The sequence below is a fragment of the Streptosporangium sp. G12 genome (assembly GCF_052983175.1).
Genome location: NZ_JBRIQO010000028.1, coordinates 1 through 15,743, shown reverse-complemented (window position 1 = coordinate 15,743; position 15,743 = coordinate 1). Strand labels below are relative to the sequence as shown.

18 protein-coding genes are annotated in these 15,743 nt (G+C 71.1%); 10 read left to right on the top strand and 8 right to left on the bottom strand.

What is annotated here, in order from left to right; all coding sequences use genetic code 11:
- Nucleotides 1-54 precede the first annotated feature (54 nt).
- Both ACVCAG_RS35380 and ACVCAG_RS35375 read left to right on the top strand, forming a co-directional pair.
- Nucleotides 55-303: a hypothetical protein gene (locus ACVCAG_RS35380; protein WP_440081366.1), complete on the top strand. Its 249-nt coding sequence runs from the start codon at nt 55-57 to the stop codon at nt 301-303.
- A 109-nt stretch (nt 304-412) separates the two neighbouring features.
- Nucleotides 413-715 (top strand): hypothetical protein, encoded by a 303-nt coding sequence (locus ACVCAG_RS35375; protein ID WP_440081367.1) that lies wholly within the window; start codon nt 413-415, stop codon nt 713-715.
- Between the two features lie 196 nt (nt 716-911).
- Here the strand turns inward: ACVCAG_RS35375 and ACVCAG_RS35370 are convergent, their stop codons facing one another.
- Nucleotides 912-1,541, bottom strand: coding sequence for a uridine kinase (locus tag ACVCAG_RS35370; protein ID WP_440081368.1), 630 nt, complete (start codon nt 1,539-1,541; stop codon nt 912-914).
- Between the two features lie 291 nt (nt 1,542-1,832).
- Between ACVCAG_RS35370 and ACVCAG_RS35365 the strand changes: the two genes are divergently transcribed.
- Nucleotides 1,833-2,228, top strand: a complete 396-nt coding sequence (locus ACVCAG_RS35365) for an isoamylase early set domain-containing protein (RefSeq protein ID WP_440081369.1) — start codon at nt 1,833-1,835, stop codon at nt 2,226-2,228.
- A 208-nt stretch (nt 2,229-2,436) separates the two neighbouring features.
- On the opposite strand, the gene ACVCAG_RS35360 is transcribed toward ACVCAG_RS35365, so the two are convergent.
- Both ACVCAG_RS35360 and ACVCAG_RS35355 read right to left on the bottom strand, forming a co-directional pair.
- Nucleotides 2,437-2,880 carry a DUF6789 family protein gene (locus ACVCAG_RS35360; RefSeq protein WP_440081370.1) on the bottom strand — a complete coding sequence of 148 codons (444 nt, stop codon included), beginning with the start codon at nt 2,878-2,880 and terminating at the stop codon, nt 2,437-2,439.
- Nucleotides 2,881-2,941: 61 nt separating this feature from the next.
- A complete protein-coding gene (locus tag ACVCAG_RS35355) occupies nt 2,942-4,054 on the bottom strand; it encodes an acetate/propionate family kinase (RefSeq protein ID WP_440081371.1) in 1,113 nt (370 codons plus the stop codon).
- A 333-nt stretch (nt 4,055-4,387) separates the two neighbouring features.
- Here ACVCAG_RS35355 and ACVCAG_RS35350 point away from each other — a divergent pair, with 333 nt between their 5' ends.
- Nucleotides 4,388-4,735: an STAS domain-containing protein gene (locus tag ACVCAG_RS35350; protein ID WP_362687222.1), complete on the top strand. Its 348-nt coding sequence runs from the start codon at nt 4,388-4,390 to the stop codon at nt 4,733-4,735.
- Between the two features lie 133 nt (nt 4,736-4,868).
- Here ACVCAG_RS35350 and ACVCAG_RS35345 read toward each other — a convergent pair whose 3' ends face one another.
- Complete coding sequence (locus tag ACVCAG_RS35345) at nt 4,869-5,087, bottom strand: EF-hand domain-containing protein (protein ID WP_440081372.1); 219 nt, start codon at nt 5,085-5,087, stop codon at nt 4,869-4,871.
- A gap of 154 nt (nt 5,088-5,241) precedes the next feature.
- On the opposite strand from ACVCAG_RS35345, the gene ACVCAG_RS35340 reads away from it, so the two are divergent.
- The 3 genes from ACVCAG_RS35340 (at nt 5,242) to ACVCAG_RS35330 (ending at nt 7,881) form a co-directional block, all read left to right on the top strand.
- Nucleotides 5,242-5,721: a GNAT family N-acetyltransferase gene (locus tag ACVCAG_RS35340; protein ID WP_440081373.1), complete on the top strand. Its 480-nt coding sequence runs from the start codon at nt 5,242-5,244 to the stop codon at nt 5,719-5,721.
- A gap of 380 nt (nt 5,722-6,101) precedes the next feature.
- Complete coding sequence (locus ACVCAG_RS35335; protein ID WP_440081374.1) at nt 6,102-7,151, top strand: lytic polysaccharide monooxygenase; 1,050 nt, start codon at nt 6,102-6,104, stop codon at nt 7,149-7,151.
- Between the two features lie 166 nt (nt 7,152-7,317).
- On the top strand, nt 7,318-7,881 hold the full coding sequence (locus tag ACVCAG_RS35330) for a cellulose binding domain-containing protein (protein ID WP_440081375.1): 564 nt from the start codon (nt 7,318-7,320) through the stop codon (nt 7,879-7,881).
- A 44-nt stretch (nt 7,882-7,925) separates the two neighbouring features.
- Here the strand turns inward: ACVCAG_RS35330 and ACVCAG_RS35325 are convergent, their stop codons facing one another.
- Together ACVCAG_RS35325 and rpmG are read right to left on the bottom strand one after the other, a co-directional pair.
- Nucleotides 7,926-8,171 (bottom strand): type B 50S ribosomal protein L31, encoded by a 246-nt coding sequence (locus tag ACVCAG_RS35325; RefSeq protein WP_440081376.1) that lies wholly within the window; start codon nt 8,169-8,171, stop codon nt 7,926-7,928.
- 2 nt (nt 8,172-8,173) lie between these two features.
- Nucleotides 8,174-8,338, bottom strand: a complete 165-nt coding sequence (gene rpmG, locus ACVCAG_RS35320; protein WP_329084587.1) for a 50S ribosomal protein L33 — start codon at nt 8,336-8,338, stop codon at nt 8,174-8,176.
- Between the two features lie 290 nt (nt 8,339-8,628).
- On the opposite strand from rpmG, the gene ACVCAG_RS35315 reads away from it, so the two are divergent.
- The gene (locus ACVCAG_RS35315) at nt 8,629-10,368 is read left to right on the top strand and encodes a sialidase family protein (protein ID WP_447191171.1); all 1,740 of its coding nucleotides are present in this window, start codon (nt 8,629-8,631) and stop codon (nt 10,366-10,368) included.
- Between the two features lie 127 nt (nt 10,369-10,495).
- The gene (locus tag ACVCAG_RS35310) at nt 10,496-12,916 is read left to right on the top strand and encodes a helix-hairpin-helix domain-containing protein (RefSeq protein WP_440081378.1); all 2,421 of its coding nucleotides are present in this window, start codon (nt 10,496-10,498) and stop codon (nt 12,914-12,916) included.
- A 276-nt stretch (nt 12,917-13,192) separates the two neighbouring features.
- On the opposite strand, the gene ACVCAG_RS35305 is transcribed toward ACVCAG_RS35310, so the two are convergent.
- The gene (locus tag ACVCAG_RS35305) at nt 13,193-13,390 is read right to left on the bottom strand and encodes a hypothetical protein (protein WP_440081379.1); all 198 of its coding nucleotides are present in this window, start codon (nt 13,388-13,390) and stop codon (nt 13,193-13,195) included.
- Nucleotides 13,391-13,393: 3 nt separating this feature from the next.
- Nucleotides 13,394-13,939, bottom strand: a complete 546-nt coding sequence (locus tag ACVCAG_RS35300) for a GNAT family N-acetyltransferase (protein ID WP_440081380.1) — start codon at nt 13,937-13,939, stop codon at nt 13,394-13,396.
- 822 nt (nt 13,940-14,761) lie between these two features.
- On the opposite strand from ACVCAG_RS35300, the gene ACVCAG_RS35295 reads away from it, so the two are divergent.
- On the top strand, nt 14,762-15,743 hold a 982-nt coding region (locus ACVCAG_RS35295), incomplete at its 3' end, for a ricin-type beta-trefoil lectin domain protein (protein WP_447191170.1).

Below are 15,743 nucleotides of genomic sequence, written 5' to 3'. Positions count from 1 at the left end.
GCGAGACGGCCAGAACCGTGGAGTCGAGGCCGGAAGCAGGGGTATGGACAGCAAATGAGCGTTCAGGAAGAACTGCGGCAGGTCGAAGAGGACCTGGAGAGACTGCGTGCCGAGGTCGCCGACATGCGAAGGCAGGTCGGGGAGGTCGGTCCCACCGACCCCACCGAGCGGTCGATGATGATCAACCAGGCCGACGAGCAGGAGATCCTCGTCGGCGAGCTCGAAGCCAGGCGCGAGGACCTCCTCAAACGCCTCGGCGGGGAGAGCGAGCGCGACCACGCGAGACCGCGCGAGACGACATAGGACGACGAGATCCACTCGGCCGAGATACCTCCACCTGCGGTTCGTCACATTCGGTTATCCGCCATTTCCCGGGGTAACCATAAGAACGAACCATCATCAGGGGGATGAAATGATCAATATGCTTCACAAGATGGGCGTGAAGTCCAGCATGATGTACGTCGCCGGGCTCGCCTCGATCGGCGCGTCGGTCGCGGCGTGGTTCACGTCGAACTCGAAGGAGCACGCGGGAGTCGACCGGGCGGACCGGTGGGGGATCTTCGTGGGCGAGTGGGCGCCGACCTTCTTCGCGATGGGAGTCGCCCTGCGTCTGGAGGAGAACCGCGAGGAGATGCGGTCCTCCGCCGAGCAGGAGTCACTCCGCGGCTCGTACACCGACACCGAGGGCAGGATTCCCTCGCGCGCGGGCGTGTAGCCCCGCCGTCGGACGATCGGAGGCAGGGCGCGTCCGAGGGACGCGTCCTGCCTCCGCGTCCGCCCGTCACCCTCGTCCGGGTTCCGGCCCCGCCCGTCCGGGCCCTGTCCCCGCCGCCGCTCCCGCCCGGCTCCCAGGTCCGGCCCCGTCCCGCTCCCACGTCCCGGTCTCGGGTTCCGTTCCGCCCGGAGACGCGTCATGACACGGTGACCAGGGCCGGGTGTCTCGGGTCGTCGACGCGGACGACCACGTCCGCGGCCTCCGCCGGGGTCACCTCCTCCTCGTAGCGCGCGTAGGCGGGCAGCGTCCAGCGCTGCTCGTCCGGGGTGCGCCGGGCGAGCGCGCCCGGTGAGAGCCGCAGATGCACGGTCAGCTCGAACGGCAGTCCCCGGCCCAGCAGCAGGGGTCCGGCCAGCAGCAGCACCCCGCCCGGGGGAACCGTGACGTAGGGCGCGCGAGTGGCCCTGTCGACGACGCTGTCCCACAGCGTGGGCAGCACCTTCCCCGACCGCCCGGGGTCGAGCGGTCTCAGGACCTCCCTGGCCAGCCCCCCGTAGTCGAACCAGTCGGCGTAGAAGGAGTCCGGGTCGGTCCGGCCGTACTCGAAGCGGAGCGAGGCCGGACGCAGGAAGTCGGCGGTGGAGACCCGGAGCACCTCCCTGCCGCGGAGCCGGAGCGGGTCGGCCAGCGCGTCGGCGAGGTTCTCCGGCCGCGCCGCCGGAGCTCCGTCGAGCGCGACGCGCACCCAGGAGTCGCGAGGTCGCGCGGCCACCCGGTCAGCGAGTTCCTCCACCAGCGACGACGGGGAGATCGGCCTTATGTTCACCCCACCATCCTGGCCGACGCGCGCCCGCCTCCGGTCAGGGCCGGTCAAGCATCATGGCCGGGTCAAGGTCGGACGTGATGCCGATCAAATATCGGTCTGTCCGGGTTGTCCTGCCGCTACGGGCGGTAACGATCCATATGGATCGACGGCTCGGCCGTGACTGGGCGTCGGCCTCCTGGTCGCGTCACGTCCATGTCGGCGCGATCCGGTAGTTGGCGTGATCTTCACGTCTTTCCGCAACCAAGATCACGGCACGTTACGCACGGAGACAGTGATGTCAGGAGGATTTCAGTGATCAAGCGCGGTAAGCCGACCAAGAACGGCCAGGTCAAGCTGACTTTCAGCATAACGGAGAGCCCGACCGTCGGAGGAGTCTCGCTGGTCGGCGACTTCAACGACTGGGACCCCTACGCCCATCCCATGCAGCGCAGGGACGACGGCACCTACCAGGTGAGCCTGATGGTCCCCGCACGGCAGCCCATCCGCTTCCGCTATCTCGCGGACGGCGGCGTGTGGTTCGACGACGCGGACGCGGACCACCACGACGAGCACGGCGGCCGGATCAACCCCGCGGACGTCGAGGAGGCGCCGGAAGGCCCCAGCGCGGCGCGCGGTACCGTCGGCAAGCCGATGCGGCAGACGCTCTCTGCCGGGCAGCCGGTCTCGGCCTCGGTGGCCGCCTCCTAGTATCTCGGTGACCGCTCGTAGGACGGGATCCCCTTCGCGGGGCAGACCGTTCCACCGTCTCCGCGATCAGTGTGACGGTCCGCCCCGTCCCCTCCCGGCAGGGACACGGAAGGGGCGGACCGCCCCGCGGGAACTCGCGGGCGAACCCGCCGGGCCCCGGGCGGGGAGACCGCTCCCCCGCGAAACCCGGCACGTGCCGTGCGGGCCGTCAGGTCTCGCGGCGGAGGCCGTTCGCCGCGAGAGCGAGCGTCGCGCCGTACACCACGTGGCCGGCGGCCATCACCGCCTGACGCCCCGGCCGGTCCTCGGGGATCGGGGGCAGGACCCCCAGTTTCGGCACCCAGCCCTGGTAGCTGACGAACCAGATCGCCAGCCCGTACGTCACCCCGAGCGTCACCGGGGCACGGCGTCCCCCGCACAGCAGGGCGAACGCGGCCCCGCCCGCGGCGCCGAAGCCGAAGTGGGCGAGCGCGCCCAGCACCCGCTCTCCCCGTTTGGGCCGGTGCCTGTGGCCCGGTAGCAGGGCGCGGACGATCCTCTTGGGCGGCTGGTCGCTCATGAGACCCGCGCGGTCTCCGGCGAGCATCACCGCGCTCATCGCCGCGGTGGCGAGGACGCCGCTCTCGGCGCCCCTGACGAGATCACGGGTCACGATCACTTCCCACCTTCCCTGAACGGCTCCCCGAGCGGCGGCCGGACCCCGCATCGGTTCCTCACGCGTGCCGGCCGAGCGCGCCGAGAGTCTCCCTGGCGAGTTGCAGTTCCTCTCTCGGCCGGACCACCAGCACGGGCACGGACGCGCCGGGCGCGCTGACCGTGCCGTCGGCGTCGAGGTCGGTACGGGCGGGCGGCTCGACACCGAGCAGCGAGAGCCTGCGGCAGACGGCCTCGCGGACCTCCGGCTGGTCCCAGCCGATCTCCCCGGTGAACACGAGCGCGTCGAGCCGGTCCAGGCTCGTCGCGGCGGCGGCGACCTCCCGGCTCACCCGGTGCTCGAACACCTCCAGAGCCAGCGCGGCGGCGGGATCCCCGGAGGCGACGAGCTCCCGGGTGTCGCCCGACTTGCCGTCCGAGAGCCCGAGCAGTCCCGACCGGTGTTCCAGGCCGTCGCGCAGCTCGTCGAGCGTGAGCCGGGAACCGGACAGCAGCCACAGCAGCATGCCGGGATCGACGCTCCCCGACCGCTTGCTCATCGGGACCCCCTCCAGCGGGGTGAACCCCATCGAGGTGTCCACGCTGCGCCCCTCGCGGACGGCGCACACCGATGAGCCTCCGCCGAGATGGGCCAGCACCACCCGCAGGGTTCCCTCGGGCCGCTCGAGCAGCTCCGCGGCCCGTCCCAGCGCCCAGGCGTACGACAGGCCGTGGAAGCCGTAGCGGCGCAGGCCGTAGCGGCTCCTCCACTCGGCGGGCAGCGCGTAGGTGGCGGCGGCGTCGGGAAGTCCCGCGTGGAAGGCGGTGTCGGGGCAGAGCACGTGCGGGACGTCGGGCAGCCTGCGCCGGGCGGCCTCGACGAGCGCGAGGGCGGGCGGCACGTGCAGCGGGGCGAGGTCGGCGTACTCCCGTACCGCCTCCAGCACGCCGTCGTCCACGACCGTCGGCTCGCGTACGGCCTCGCCTCCGTGGACGAGGCGGTGGCCGACCGCGGCGAGGCCGGTGCCGGGGGCGGCGTCGAGGAAGTCCGCGATCGCCCGCTCGGCCGCTCCGGGGTCGGGGCTCTGCTCGCTGTGCTCGGTGCGCAGGACCTGTCCGTCCCGGACGAGGTGAAGTTGGAGGCTCGACGATCCCGCGTTGACGGTGAGCACCGCCGGATCAGTGGTTCCCATCCTCCTGGCGTGCCCGGGGGTGGACGGGGCAAACGGTGCCCCGCCACGGGTCCTCGCCCGTCACTCCGCGTGGGCGTCCGAGGTGAGGGCGTCAAGGCCCGTTCGACCGCGCCGACCTGGGACGACGACGTCCGGGCCAGGTGGCGGGAACAGGCCGCGGCGTCCGGTCACCGGCCTTCCTGACCACCGGTTGTTCGTAATCTCTTGTTGAACTGTCATGAGCCACGGGCGTACGGTGGGGCCAGTGGCACCCGTCCTTCGTACGGCTCCCGACAGGGCGCTGTCGCCAACTGCCGTAGACAGCGGGGCGATATGACTCGACTATCCGTCACTGTGGACGCGCATCCACACTTCTCCGTGGTGACCCTGATCGGCGATCTGGACAAGTCATCGGCGCCTCTGCTGGAGGAGAGGCTCGCGGACTTCATGAGGCGCGGCCACGTCTGCCTCGTCGTCGACACGACGGGGCTGGGATTCTGCGACTCCACGGGCATCTGGGTGCTGCTGACGAGCCTGCGGCGCGCCTACGAGCGAAAGGGCTGGCTGCGCCTCGTCGGCGTGCACGGATTCCTCGGCCGCCTGCTCGACCTGACCAGGTTGAGAGAGGCGTTCCCCATCGACTCCACCGTCGAGGAGTCACTGCGCGAGGTCTCCGACGGGGTCGTCCCCGTCTCGCGCTGATCCCGATCGCCGGTGGCGTGCGGAGGTCCTGGCCGGAGACCCCCGGAGGGCGGGTACGGCGACACCCGCTCCCGGAGGAGGCCGCCGGTTCCGGCAGCGGGCGAGGGGGCCGCTGCCGGGCGCCGGAGGCGGATCAGTCGCGAGCGACCAGGCGGACGAACTCCTCGAACGAGAACCGGCCGTCGCCGTCGGAGTCGCCGTTCTGGTTCAGCGACCCGATGGCCTCGGCGGGCAGGGCGGGGAAGTGCTCGCGGAGCTCGCCTTCCGTGATGAACCCGTCGCCATCGGTGTCGATGGCCGCGAACGCCTGCCTGAGCTCCGCCAACCGCTCCCCGCTGGGCTCTGTCGACATGGGACCCACCTCTCTCAACGACCCGCACTTCGATCAGCAGACAACTTACGGGAGGAACCCTCCGTCCAGCCAAGCGGCCCCATATAACATGCTTTATCATCAAAAATCCCTTTTAAGGATCGGCTCGTCCTCGGCCCGCGCCTAGACTTCGGGCATGATTCGCCCCGCAACGCCGGACGACGTCCCGGCGATCATCGACATGATCCGCGGACTCGCGGAGTACGAGAGAGCGCTGGACAAGGTCGAGACCACCCCCGACATGCTCCACGAGGCGCTCTTCGGCCCCTCCCCCAGCGTGTTCTGCCACATCGCCGTCGACGGGGAGAGGACCGCCGGGTTCGCGATCTGGTTCGTCTCCTACTCGACCTGGCTCGGCACCCATGGCATCTATCTCGAGGACCTCTTCGTCCACCCCGAGCACCGGGGTGGCGGGTACGGCAAGAAACTGCTCGCCACGCTGGCGGGCATCTGCGTGGAGCGCGGCTACGGCCGCTTCGAATGGTCGGTGCTCGACTGGAACACCCCGGCCATCGACTTCTACCGGGCGATCGGCGCGGAACAGGTCGACGAATGGGACAGGTACCGGCTCTCCGGCCCCGCGCTGGAGAAGGTCGCGGCGGGAAGCACGCGGTAGCCGTACCGGGAAAAGGAACTCGTCCCGGGCCCGCCCTCACGGCGAAGACCGGCCGGAACACCCTCCCGGCCGGTCCTCCGTTCTGTCGTACGGCGTTCTCCCACCTTCCGGAGGCCCGCGCGTGAAAACCCCGCCAAGACACGCTCCGGCCGTGAACCTTTCATCTCGCGAAACCGCCGCACACCCGCCCTGAACTGGTACGACGAGCCGTTGCCGCACCACGGAGGAAACACTCCGTTTACACGCCGGGATCGGCGACCTAGAGTCCGTCTCGCGTGAGCGCCTCACCGCCATTGATCAGCGACTCGTCACCCCTCGAAAGGGAGGGTAATTCTGTGAGTAAATGGCGAAGTATGGCTGTCGCCGGTGTGGTCACGTTCATGACCGCGCTTCTTGCCGTCGTCCTCGTTCCCCTACCGGCCTCGGCGCACGGCGCCATGATGACGCCCGGCAGCCGGACCTTCTTCTGCTGGCAGGACGGTCTCTCCCCGCAGGGGAACATCGTGCCGATCAACCAGGCATGCTCGGCGGCGGTGGCCCAGAGCGGGACCAACTCGCTGTACAACTGGTTCAGTCTGCTGCGGTCCGACGGGGCCGGGCGAACCCGCGGGTTCATCCCCGACGGCCAGGTGTGCAGCGGCGGCAACCCCGGCTACAGCGGGTTCGACCTCCCGAGCCCCAACTGGCCGGTGACGCACCTGACCTCGGGCGCGTCCATCCAGTTCAAGTACAACAAGTGGGCCGCACACCCCGGCTGGTTCTACCTCTACATCACCAAGGACGGCTGGAACCCAAACCGGGCGCTGACCTGGGACGACCTGGAGAGCGAGCCGTTCCACACGGCCGACCACCCGCAGAGCGTCGGCTCGCCGGGCACCAATGACGCCCACTACTACTGGAACGCCAGGCTCCCGTCGGGCAAGTCCGGCCGGCACATCATCTACTCGGTGTGGAAGCGCTCCGACAGCGCGGAGACGTTCTACAACTGCTCCGACGTCGTCTTCGACGGCGGCAACGGCGAGGTGACCGGCGTCGGCCGGACGGGCACCGACCCGACGCCCACTCCCACCCCCACTGTGACCCCGACCCCCACCCCCACTCCCACTCCCACCGTGACCCCGACGCCCGGACCCGGCGCGTGCGCCGCCACCTACCGGATCGTCACCACCTGGACGGGCGGCTTCCAGGGGGAGGTGACCGTGAGAAACACGGGCACGGCCGCCTTCAACGGCTGGACGGCGAGATGGACGCTCAACAGCGGCAGCACGGTGAACAGTCTGTGGAGCGCCACGCACACCACATCCGGGTCCACCGTCACGGCCAAGAACGTCGAGTGGAACCGGACGATAGCGGGTGGTGCTTCGACCACCTTCGGATTCACCGGAACGGGAACCAGCGGCTCCCCCTCCGTCACCTGTAGCAGCCCCTAATGGGACGCGGTCCCCGCCGGTGCGTACCGGCGGGGACCGACGCGCGCCCGGCTCCGTCCCCGCCCCGCACCGGCGGAACGGAAAGACCACCGGGCCGCCGCGTCCGCTCCGGACCACCGCCTCCCCACGGCCGCCGCGCCCTCGCGAAAGGGCGGAAGGGAGTTTCGTGCCGCCCACCACGAAGATCGCCCCACTGCTGGGTCTCGTCTCGCTCGGAGCGGCGGTGGCCCTGATCGTGGCGGCCTGCGCCGGCCGGACGCCGGAGGGCGGGCACACCGTGGCGCATCAGCCCTCCTCGTCCTCCCACCACGCCGCCCCGGCGTCCCCGTCCGTCCGCGGAGACACCCCGGCATCCCCGGCGTCCCCGGCGTCCTCACCCCCCACGCCCGTTCACGCGACTTCCAAGCGCGACACCACCGCCAAGGCCTCCGCGAGGTGCCGGGCGACGGTCACCCTGGTGGAGTCGTGGCCGGGTGGCTACCGGGGCGCCGCGACGATCAGCAACACCACCGACCGGCCGATGCACGGCTGGTACATCCAGTGGATGCAGCCGCGCGAGGCGACCTTCAGGCAGTCCTGGAACGGCACCCACATGCAGAGCGGTCCCGTCGCGATGATCCATGCTCCTGTGGAGAAGCCGTCGCTGCCGCCGGGGGAGACCGTCTCCGACATCGGCTTCGTGGGAGCCGCCGCCACTCCCCCGACCTTCACCGAGATCACCTGCGGCTGACGGGACCGGCACGGCCCGAACAGGGCCGGCCGGTCGGTCCGGTGTCAGCGCTTGGCGTAGCGCTGCTTGAATCGCTCGACGCGCCCGGCCGTGTCGACGACCCGGCTGCGCCCGGTGTAGAAGGGGTGGCTCGCCGAGGAGACGTCGACGTCGACCACCGGGTAGACGTTGCCGTCCTCCCACTCGACGGTCTTGCGGCTGCCGACGGTCGAACGGGTCAGGAAGGCGAAACCGGCACTCGGGTCGCGGAAGACGACCGGGTGGTAGTCAGGGTGGATGCCCTTCTTCATGGCTATCTGTCCTCTCGGAACGGAACGTGCTGGCGGACGATCGGGTCGTACTTGACGAGGGTGAGCCGGTCGGGGTCGTTACGCCGGTTCTTGCGGGTCACATAGGTGAAACCGGTGCCCGCGGTCGACCTCAGCTTGATCACTGAGCGCACCTCGTTCCTGGCCACGGTCGGCTCCTCTCGGGTTGACGGGTCGCACGATGCCGATGATAACGGTTTTCATTTGCTGAACATTCCCGCCCACGGGCCCCAGATCGCGACCGGCGGCCCCGGCTCCGGCCCCGTCCGGTGACGACCCGACGGTGACGTCCCGACGGTGACGTCCCGACGGTGACGTCCCGACGGTGACACCGCGCACCGGGCGCGGGCCGGCACCGTTCCCGGGCGCGGGACGACGGCCGTGCGGGCGTCACCCCCCGGTAACCTCCCGTCCATCCGCCCCCTGTTCGCTGTGATCCATGCCGTGGCCGGAAACCGAGATCGTCGGATCGGACGTCAGCCCTCCCGTCACCGTGTACGGCACGGTGGACAGGAGTCCCGACGGGGAGCTCGCCCACGAGGGCAACAGGGTTCCCGACATCGTCGCCCTGGACCACCGGCGGCTGGTGGTCGCCTGGCGGGCCGGGGTCCGGGACGCGCGGGACCCGGCGCCGACCGACCAGGGATCCATCATGTACGCCCGCTCGCAGGACGGCGGCCTGACGTGGACGGTGGGCACGCTCGCCGCCGCCACCGCGACGACCCGCTACCACTACGTGATCCTCCTCAACGACGCGGGCACGCTGTACGCGCTGCTCGGCGTGATCTCCGTCGAGCGCGACCGCGACCGGGAGGGCGAGGTCGACGGCTTCCCCACCTCGCTGGCCGTCAGGAGGAGCACCGACGGCGGCCGTACGTGGACCGCCTTCCCCGTCACCGTCGACGTGCCGGACAACGCCAGGGGCGTGGTCGTCGCGGGCAGGCCGCTGCGGTTCGGCGGTGTGTGGCTGGTGCCGTACTGGCGGCACTCGGGCGGCACGAACAAGGCGGGCGTGCTGCGCTCCGCCGACCTGGTGACCTGGACCTCCGGCGGGATCGCGGAGAACCCGCCGGGGGTGGCGATCGAGGAGCCGCAGATCGCGCTCTCCCAGGACGACCCCGGGACGCTCGTGATGGTGACCCGCGCCCTGGACCTGAGGAGCGGGACCTCCGCGGCGGCGCGCGACGCCCGCTACCGCTCGGGAGCGGCCCACAGCGCCACGGCGACCAGCACCGACGGCGGGCTGACGTGGTCGCCGCTGAGGCTGGACGCGGACCTGCCCAACTACTACGTCAAGACGTTCTTCACGCACGACTCGGCGGGCCGCCACCTGGCCATCTTCAACACGCTGGCCGGGCCGTTCACCGGCTCCTCGGCGAGCAAGCCCGACCAGTATCGCGAGGTGCTCTACTACAAGGTCAGGCGGCCCGGCGAGCCCTGGGAGCCGGCGCGGCTCTTCGCCGACGGCCCCCGGCTGACGAGCGGCGCGGCCCGGGGATGGGACGTCTACCCCAGCGCCGACGAGTACGAGCCCGGCCGGTTCTTCGTCGTCTGGGAGCACAACCAGACCAACATCAAGGTCGCCAGGCTCGACATCTCCCGTCCCGTCTCGCCCGCGCCCCTCGCCGCGGGCGACTGGACCACCGGCGCGAACGCGAGAGGCTGGACGCTGGGCGGCGGCGCGCGGATCGCGGGCGGCGGGCTCCGGCTCGCGAGCACCGGCACCGCGGCGTGCCGGGCGTCCTTCCCCCTCGACGCCTCCAAGGGATGCGACTTCACCCTGGAGTTCCGCGGCCGGGTGGACGACGACAGCGCGCTCGACCCGCGTACCGGCAACGGTGTGTGCCTCGGCGCGAAGGTGGCCAACGGCGCCAGGCGGCTCATGCTGACCGTCCAGCGCAGCGGGGTCTGGACGATGCGCAAGGGCTCCGCCGTCTGGGAGAAGGTCTACTCGCTGGACACGGCCGGCCGCACGGCGACCTGGAGGGTACGGGTGGACAGCGCGGGGACGGCCCGGCTGTTCAGGGACGGCGCCGACACCGGGGCGACCTGGGTGATCCAGGACAGCAGGGAGAGTCCCCAGCTCACGCACTGGGTGACCGGCACCTCCGGCGGCAACGCGGCCGGGGCGACCGTCGAGTGGACCCGGCTCACCCCCACCCTCGAGGCACTGCCCTGACTTCCCCGCTCCCCGTACGACCGCACGGTTCTTTTCCTGCTCTCAGGTGATTCATCCCTCCAGCTCTCCGGCCCTCCAGGGGGTGAGGCGGTAGCTTGGAGACCGCCATCACAGAGGAAGAGAGATCGTGACCACGTCTATTCATCAGCGGATCGCCGAAGAGCTGGGTGTGCGCGAGCGACAGGTGAGTGCGGCGGTGGACCTGCTCGACGGCGGGGCCACCGTGCCGTTCATCGCCCGCTACCGCAAGGAAGCCACCGAGATGCTCGACGACACGCAGCTGCGCACGCTGGAGGAGCGGCTGCGCTACCTGCGGGAGCTGGAGGAGCGGCGCACCGCGATCCTGGAGTCCATCCAGGGCCAGGGCAAGCTCGACGACACCCTGCGGGCGCAGATCCTGGCGGCCGACTCCAAGGCCCGCCTGGAGGACATCTACCTTCCGTACAAGCCCAAGCGGCGGACCAAGGCGCAGATCGCCAGGGAGGCGGGGCTCGAACCGCTCGCCGACGGCCTCCTGGCCGACCCGTCGGTCGACCCGCGGGCCGCGGCGGAGGCGTTCGTCGGCGAGGGGGTGGCCGACGCGGCCGCCGCGCTGGACGGCGCCCGCGCGATCCTGGTCGAGCGGTTCGGCGAGGACGCCGACCTGGTCGGCGAGCTGCGCGAGCGGATGTGGACGAAGGGCCGCCTCGTCGCGGCGGTCCGTGAGGGCAAGGAGGAGGAGGGCGCCAAGTTCTCCGACTACTTCGACTTCGCCGAGCCGTTCACCAAGCTGCCCTCGCACCGGATCCTGGCGATGTTCCGCGGGGAGAAGGAGGAGATCCTCACCCTCACCCTGGAGCCCGAGCAGGAGCCCACCGGCACCTACGAGGGCCGCATCGCGCACCACTTCGGCATCTCCGACCAGGGACGGCCCGCCGACGCGTGGCTGGCCGACACGGTCCGCTGGGCCTGGCGCACCCGCGTCCTCGTCCACCTCGGCATCGACCTGCGGATGCGGATGTGGCAGGCCGCCGAGGAGGAGGCGGTGCGCGTGTTCGCCGCGAACCTGCGCGACCTGCTGCTCGCCGCGCCCGCCGGGAGCCGCACGACCATGGGGCTGGACCCCGGGCTGCGCACCGGGGTGAAGGTCGCGGTGGTCGACGCGACCGGCAAGGTGCTGGCCACCGACACCATCTACCCCCACGAGCCGCGCCGCCAGTGGGACCAGTCGCTGGCCACCCTCGCCGCGCTGGCGAAGAAGCACGACGTGGAGCTCGTCTCGATCGGCAACGGCACCGCCTCGCGCGAGACCGACAAGCTCGCGGGCGAGCTGGTGAAGCTGGTTCCCGGGCTGACCAAGGTCGTGGTGTCGGAGGCCGGGGCCTCCGTCTACTCCGCCTCCGCGTTCGCCTCGCAGGAGCTGCCCGGCATGGACGTGTCGCTGCGCGGCGCCGTGTCGATCGCCAGGCGGCTCCAGGACCCGCTGGCCGAGCTGGTCAAGATCGATCCCAAGTCGATCGGCGTCGGCCAGTACCAGCACGACCTCGCCGAGACCAAGCTCTCCCGCTCGCTCGACGCCGTGGTGGAGGACTGCGTGAACGCGGTCGGCGTCGACGTCAACACCGCCTCGGCGCCGCTGCTCACCCGCGTCTCCGGCATCGGCTCCGGGCTCGCGGAGAACATCGTCCAGCACCGCGACGCCAACGGCCCGTTCCGCTCCCGCAAGGCGTTGAAGGAGGTCCCCAGACTCGGCCCGAAGGCCTTCGAGCAGTGCGCGGGCTTCCTGCGCATCCGCGGCGGCGACGACCCGCTCGACACCTCCAGCGTGCATCCGGAGGCGTACCCGGTGGTGCGGCGCATCCTGAAGAGCACCGGCGGCGACCTCGCGTCCCTGATCGGCAACGGCACGGCGCTGCGGGCCCTGCGCCCGCAGGAGTTCGTGGACGACACCTTCGGCCTGCCGACCGTCACCGACATCCTCGCCGAGCTGGAGAAGCCGGGCCGTGACCCGCGTCCCGCCTTCAAGACCGCGACCTTCAAGGAGGGCGTGGAGAAGCTCTCCGACCTCACGCCCGGCATGCTGCTGGAGGGCGTGGTCACCAACGTCGCCGCCTTCGGCGCGTTCGTCGACGTCGGCGTGCACCAGGACGGCCTGGTCCACGTGTCGGCGCTGTCGCACACCTTCGTCAAGGACCCGCGCGAGGTGGTCAAGCCCGGCGACATCGTCCGGGTGAAGGTGCTCGACGTCGACATCCCGCGCAAGCGCATCTCGCTCACCCTCCGGCTGGAGGACGACGTCAAGCCCTCAGGCCCCCGAGGGCCGCGCGACCAGCGCGACCAGCGCGACCAGCAGGGCGGCGGCGGGCAGCGCCAGGGCGACGGCGGCGGCAGGCGCGGTGGCGGGCAGGGCGGCGGACAGGGTCGCGGCGGGCAGGGTGCACAGGGCGGGCAGGGGCGCGGCGACCGGCAGCGCCAGGAGGGCGGCGGCCGGCAGCGCAACGCGCCGAGCGGCGCGATGGCCGACGCGCTGCGCCGCGCCGGGCTCGACGGCTCCGGCGGCAAGCGCTAGGCACCCGTCGCGCCCCCGCACGGGACACACCGCCCCGCGTGGATGCGCGGATCGGGTGCCGCGACGACCGCAGGCACCCGAGCGGCATTCGGGACCGGCAGGGCCACCGCCTTCACACGGCGGTGCCCTGCCGTCACCTCTGAGCCCTACCGTCTGGCCGGGTTCACCTGAACCGGGTCACCGTACGAATGCCAGGCGTGTGGAGCCCCCGCCGGCGACCGGTACCCGGCGCCGTGTCGCCGGCGCGGGACCGGCGGCCGGTGGCACCGGCCACGCTCACCGGGAGCGGCGGCCCCGGCGGAAGGCGGAGACGGCGAGGACGAGGCCGACGGCGAGGGTGGCCAGGCCGATCCAGAACCACTCCCGCGCACCGCTCATGGAGCTGCCGCCCACGTAACCGAGGCCCTGGAGCGCCCAGAGGCCGCCCGCCAGGACGAGCAGGACGCCGAGGCCGATCGGAAGCCAGGTCTTCATCGCTCACACGTCCTTCGTGGTGCGCGGGTCGTGGAACTCGGAGGCGAGCAGGCCGAACAGCGCCTCGTCGACGAAGGACCCGGCCACCCAGGCGTGCCCGCGGAGCGTGCCCTCGCGCCGGAAGCCGGTCTTCTCCGCGGCGGCGATCATCGCGCTGTTGGTGGCCAGCGTCTCCAGGCCCAGCCGGTTCAGGCCGCGGATGCGGAAGGCGTAGTCGCACAAAAGCCTCAGCGCGTCGGGGGCGTAGCCGTGGCCGCGCGCCTCGGGAAGCAGCGAGATGCCCAGGTGCCCGTTGCGGTTGAGGGTGTCGATCCCCCAGACGCTGCCGGATCCGAGCAGATCCCCGGAGAGGGACTGGATGGCGAAGCCGACGTTGGCCGGATCGGGCTTGCGCTGCTCGTAGTGGGCGATGACCTGGTCGATCGTCTCGGGAACCCAGGGCGCCGTGGTCGCTCCGGCCGCCGTCTCCACCTCGTCGTTCAACCGGTGGAGCGGGACCAGGTCCTCCTTGGTGATGGCCCTGAGCAGGACCCTGTCTCCACGAAGCATCAGCGAAACCCCACTGTCGATCGGCGGCGGCGCGCGAGAGGACTCGCCACCTACCGGACATCACACCATACGAAAAGTCGGAAAGAACACTGAATAACGTCACGCCGCGGATGGTCGGGACGCCGTCCCGCCACGGGCGCGGAGCCTCGCACGCGGCACCGGATCACAGGGCGCCGCGGCCGGTACGGCGCCGTGCCCTGTGATCCGGTGCCGCACGCGCCTCTCCCACCGCCGCCCCCGGATTCCCTGACAGGAGATCCTGACAGGAAGGCTTCCTGGAACGTTCCCTTCAGGGGTTCCACGGTAAACAAACTTTCCTTTTTACCACCAGTTCACAGCGTTCCGCACAAGCCGGAACCCGAAGCCGTGATGCTTTTTTTACTCCTTGTATTGACTTGAGAATGAAGGCTGGCCTAAGGTCCCGGGCAAGCGAGACCTTGCCGTGAAGGGACCCCCATGACTCGCTTCCCCTGACGCCGGACGGCGGCGGGCGTGGTGATCACGCTCGCCCCGCCGCCCTGACCACACCCCGTCACGAGTGCGGGGCGCACTGGCCGCCCCCCGCCCGTGAAGGCTCCCGTTCTCCCTGCCGTATCCGTCGCGGCAGGGCCCAGGACGCGCCGAGCAAGCGCGTGCCGCCGCAGGGCGGGCCCGCCCCCGGGCCACCGTGCGGCCGCTCGTGGAAAGCACGCTCGCCGCGTCCGGCACCACCCGCATGTCACCCCCCTGATACGGGTCGTGACGTCACGCGCGCGCGTCGCGTCCCCACCGGGGCGTGGCGTCACCCGTACGTCACTCCCCAAGACGGAAGGAAATCCGCGCATGGACACCGGACAGTCGCCTCGCCGGCGCCGTCGCATGTCGCTTCCCACCACCCTCGGCGGGATGTTCACCGTCGTCGTCCTCGCCCTCGCCGGCGTGACGACCGCGACGCCGGCCGCCGCCGCCACCGGGCAGATCACCGGCATCGGCGGCAAGTGCGTCGACGTCGCCGCGGCCAACAGCGCCAACGGCACTCCCATCCAGCTGTACGACTGCAACGGCAGCGCGGCACAGCAGTGGACCCGCGGCGGCGACGGCACCGTGCGCGCCCTCGGCAAGTGCCTGGACGTCACCGCCGCCTCCACCGCCAACGGAGCGCAGATCCAGCTGTACGACTGCAACGGCACCGCCGCCCAGCAGTGGACCTACAGCGCGGCCCGGGATCTCGTGAACCCGGCCGCCAACAAGTGCCTGGACGCCACCGGCCAGTCCAGTGCCAACGGCACCCGCCTGCAGATCTGGACCTGCACCGGCACCGCCAACCAGAAGTGGAACGCCCCGAGCGACGGCGGCAACCCGCCCACGGACCCCCCGCCGGCCGGCAAGATGGCCGGAGCCCCGTACCTCTACATGGGCTGGGGCAACCCGCCGAGCCCGGCGACGATCATGAGCACCACCGGCGTGAAGTCCTTCACCATGGCTTTCATCCTGTCCGGCGGCGGCTGCACCCCGCGCTGGGACGGCTCCAGGCCGCTGGCCGGCGGCACCGACCAGGCCGCGATCAACCAGATCAAGGCCGCGGGCGGCAGCGTGCAGGTCTCCTTCGGCGGCTGGTCGGGCAACAAGCTCGGCCCGAACTGCTCCACCCCGGCCGCCTACGCCGGCGCGGTGCAGCAGGTCATCGACGCCGTCGGCCCCGCGGTCGTCGACTTCGACATCGAGAACAACGACGAGTTCGAGAACTTCACCGTCCAGGACCGCATCCTCAACGGCCTGAAGATCGTCAAGCAGAACAACCCGAACGTCAAGATCGCCGTCACCT

What these genes read in the sequence shown, in the direction of transcription:
- ACVCAG_RS35380 (WP_440081366.1), top strand. Translation starts at nt 55, where the DNA reads ATGAGCGTTCAGGAAGAACTGCGGCAGGTCGAAGAGGACCTGGAGAGA.
- ACVCAG_RS35375 (WP_440081367.1), top strand. Translation starts at nt 413, where the DNA reads ATGATCAATATGCTTCACAAGATGGGCGTGAAGTCCAGCATGATGTAC.
- ACVCAG_RS35355 (WP_440081371.1), bottom strand. Translation starts at nt 4,054, where the DNA reads ATGGGAACCACTGATCCGGCGGTGCTCACCGTCAACGCGGGATCGTCG.
- ACVCAG_RS35345 (WP_440081372.1), bottom strand. Translation starts at nt 5,087, where the DNA reads ATGTCGACAGAGCCCAGCGGGGAGCGGTTGGCGGAGCTCAGGCAGGCG.
- ACVCAG_RS35340 (WP_440081373.1), top strand. Translation starts at nt 5,242, where the DNA reads ATGATTCGCCCCGCAACGCCGGACGACGTCCCGGCGATCATCGACATG.
- ACVCAG_RS35335 (WP_440081374.1), top strand. Translation starts at nt 6,102, where the DNA reads ATGACCGCGCTTCTTGCCGTCGTCCTCGTTCCCCTACCGGCCTCGGCG.
- ACVCAG_RS35325 (WP_440081376.1), bottom strand. Translation starts at nt 8,171, where the DNA reads ATGAAGAAGGGCATCCACCCTGACTACCACCCGGTCGTCTTCCGCGAC.
- ACVCAG_RS35315 (WP_447191171.1), top strand. Translation starts at nt 8,629, where the DNA reads ATGCCGTGGCCGGAAACCGAGATCGTCGGATCGGACGTCAGCCCTCCC.
- ACVCAG_RS35305 (WP_440081379.1), bottom strand. Translation starts at nt 13,390, where the DNA reads ATGAAGACCTGGCTTCCGATCGGCCTCGGCGTCCTGCTCGTCCTGGCG.
- ACVCAG_RS35300 (WP_440081380.1), bottom strand. Translation starts at nt 13,939, where the DNA reads ATGCTTCGTGGAGACAGGGTCCTGCTCAGGGCCATCACCAAGGAGGAC.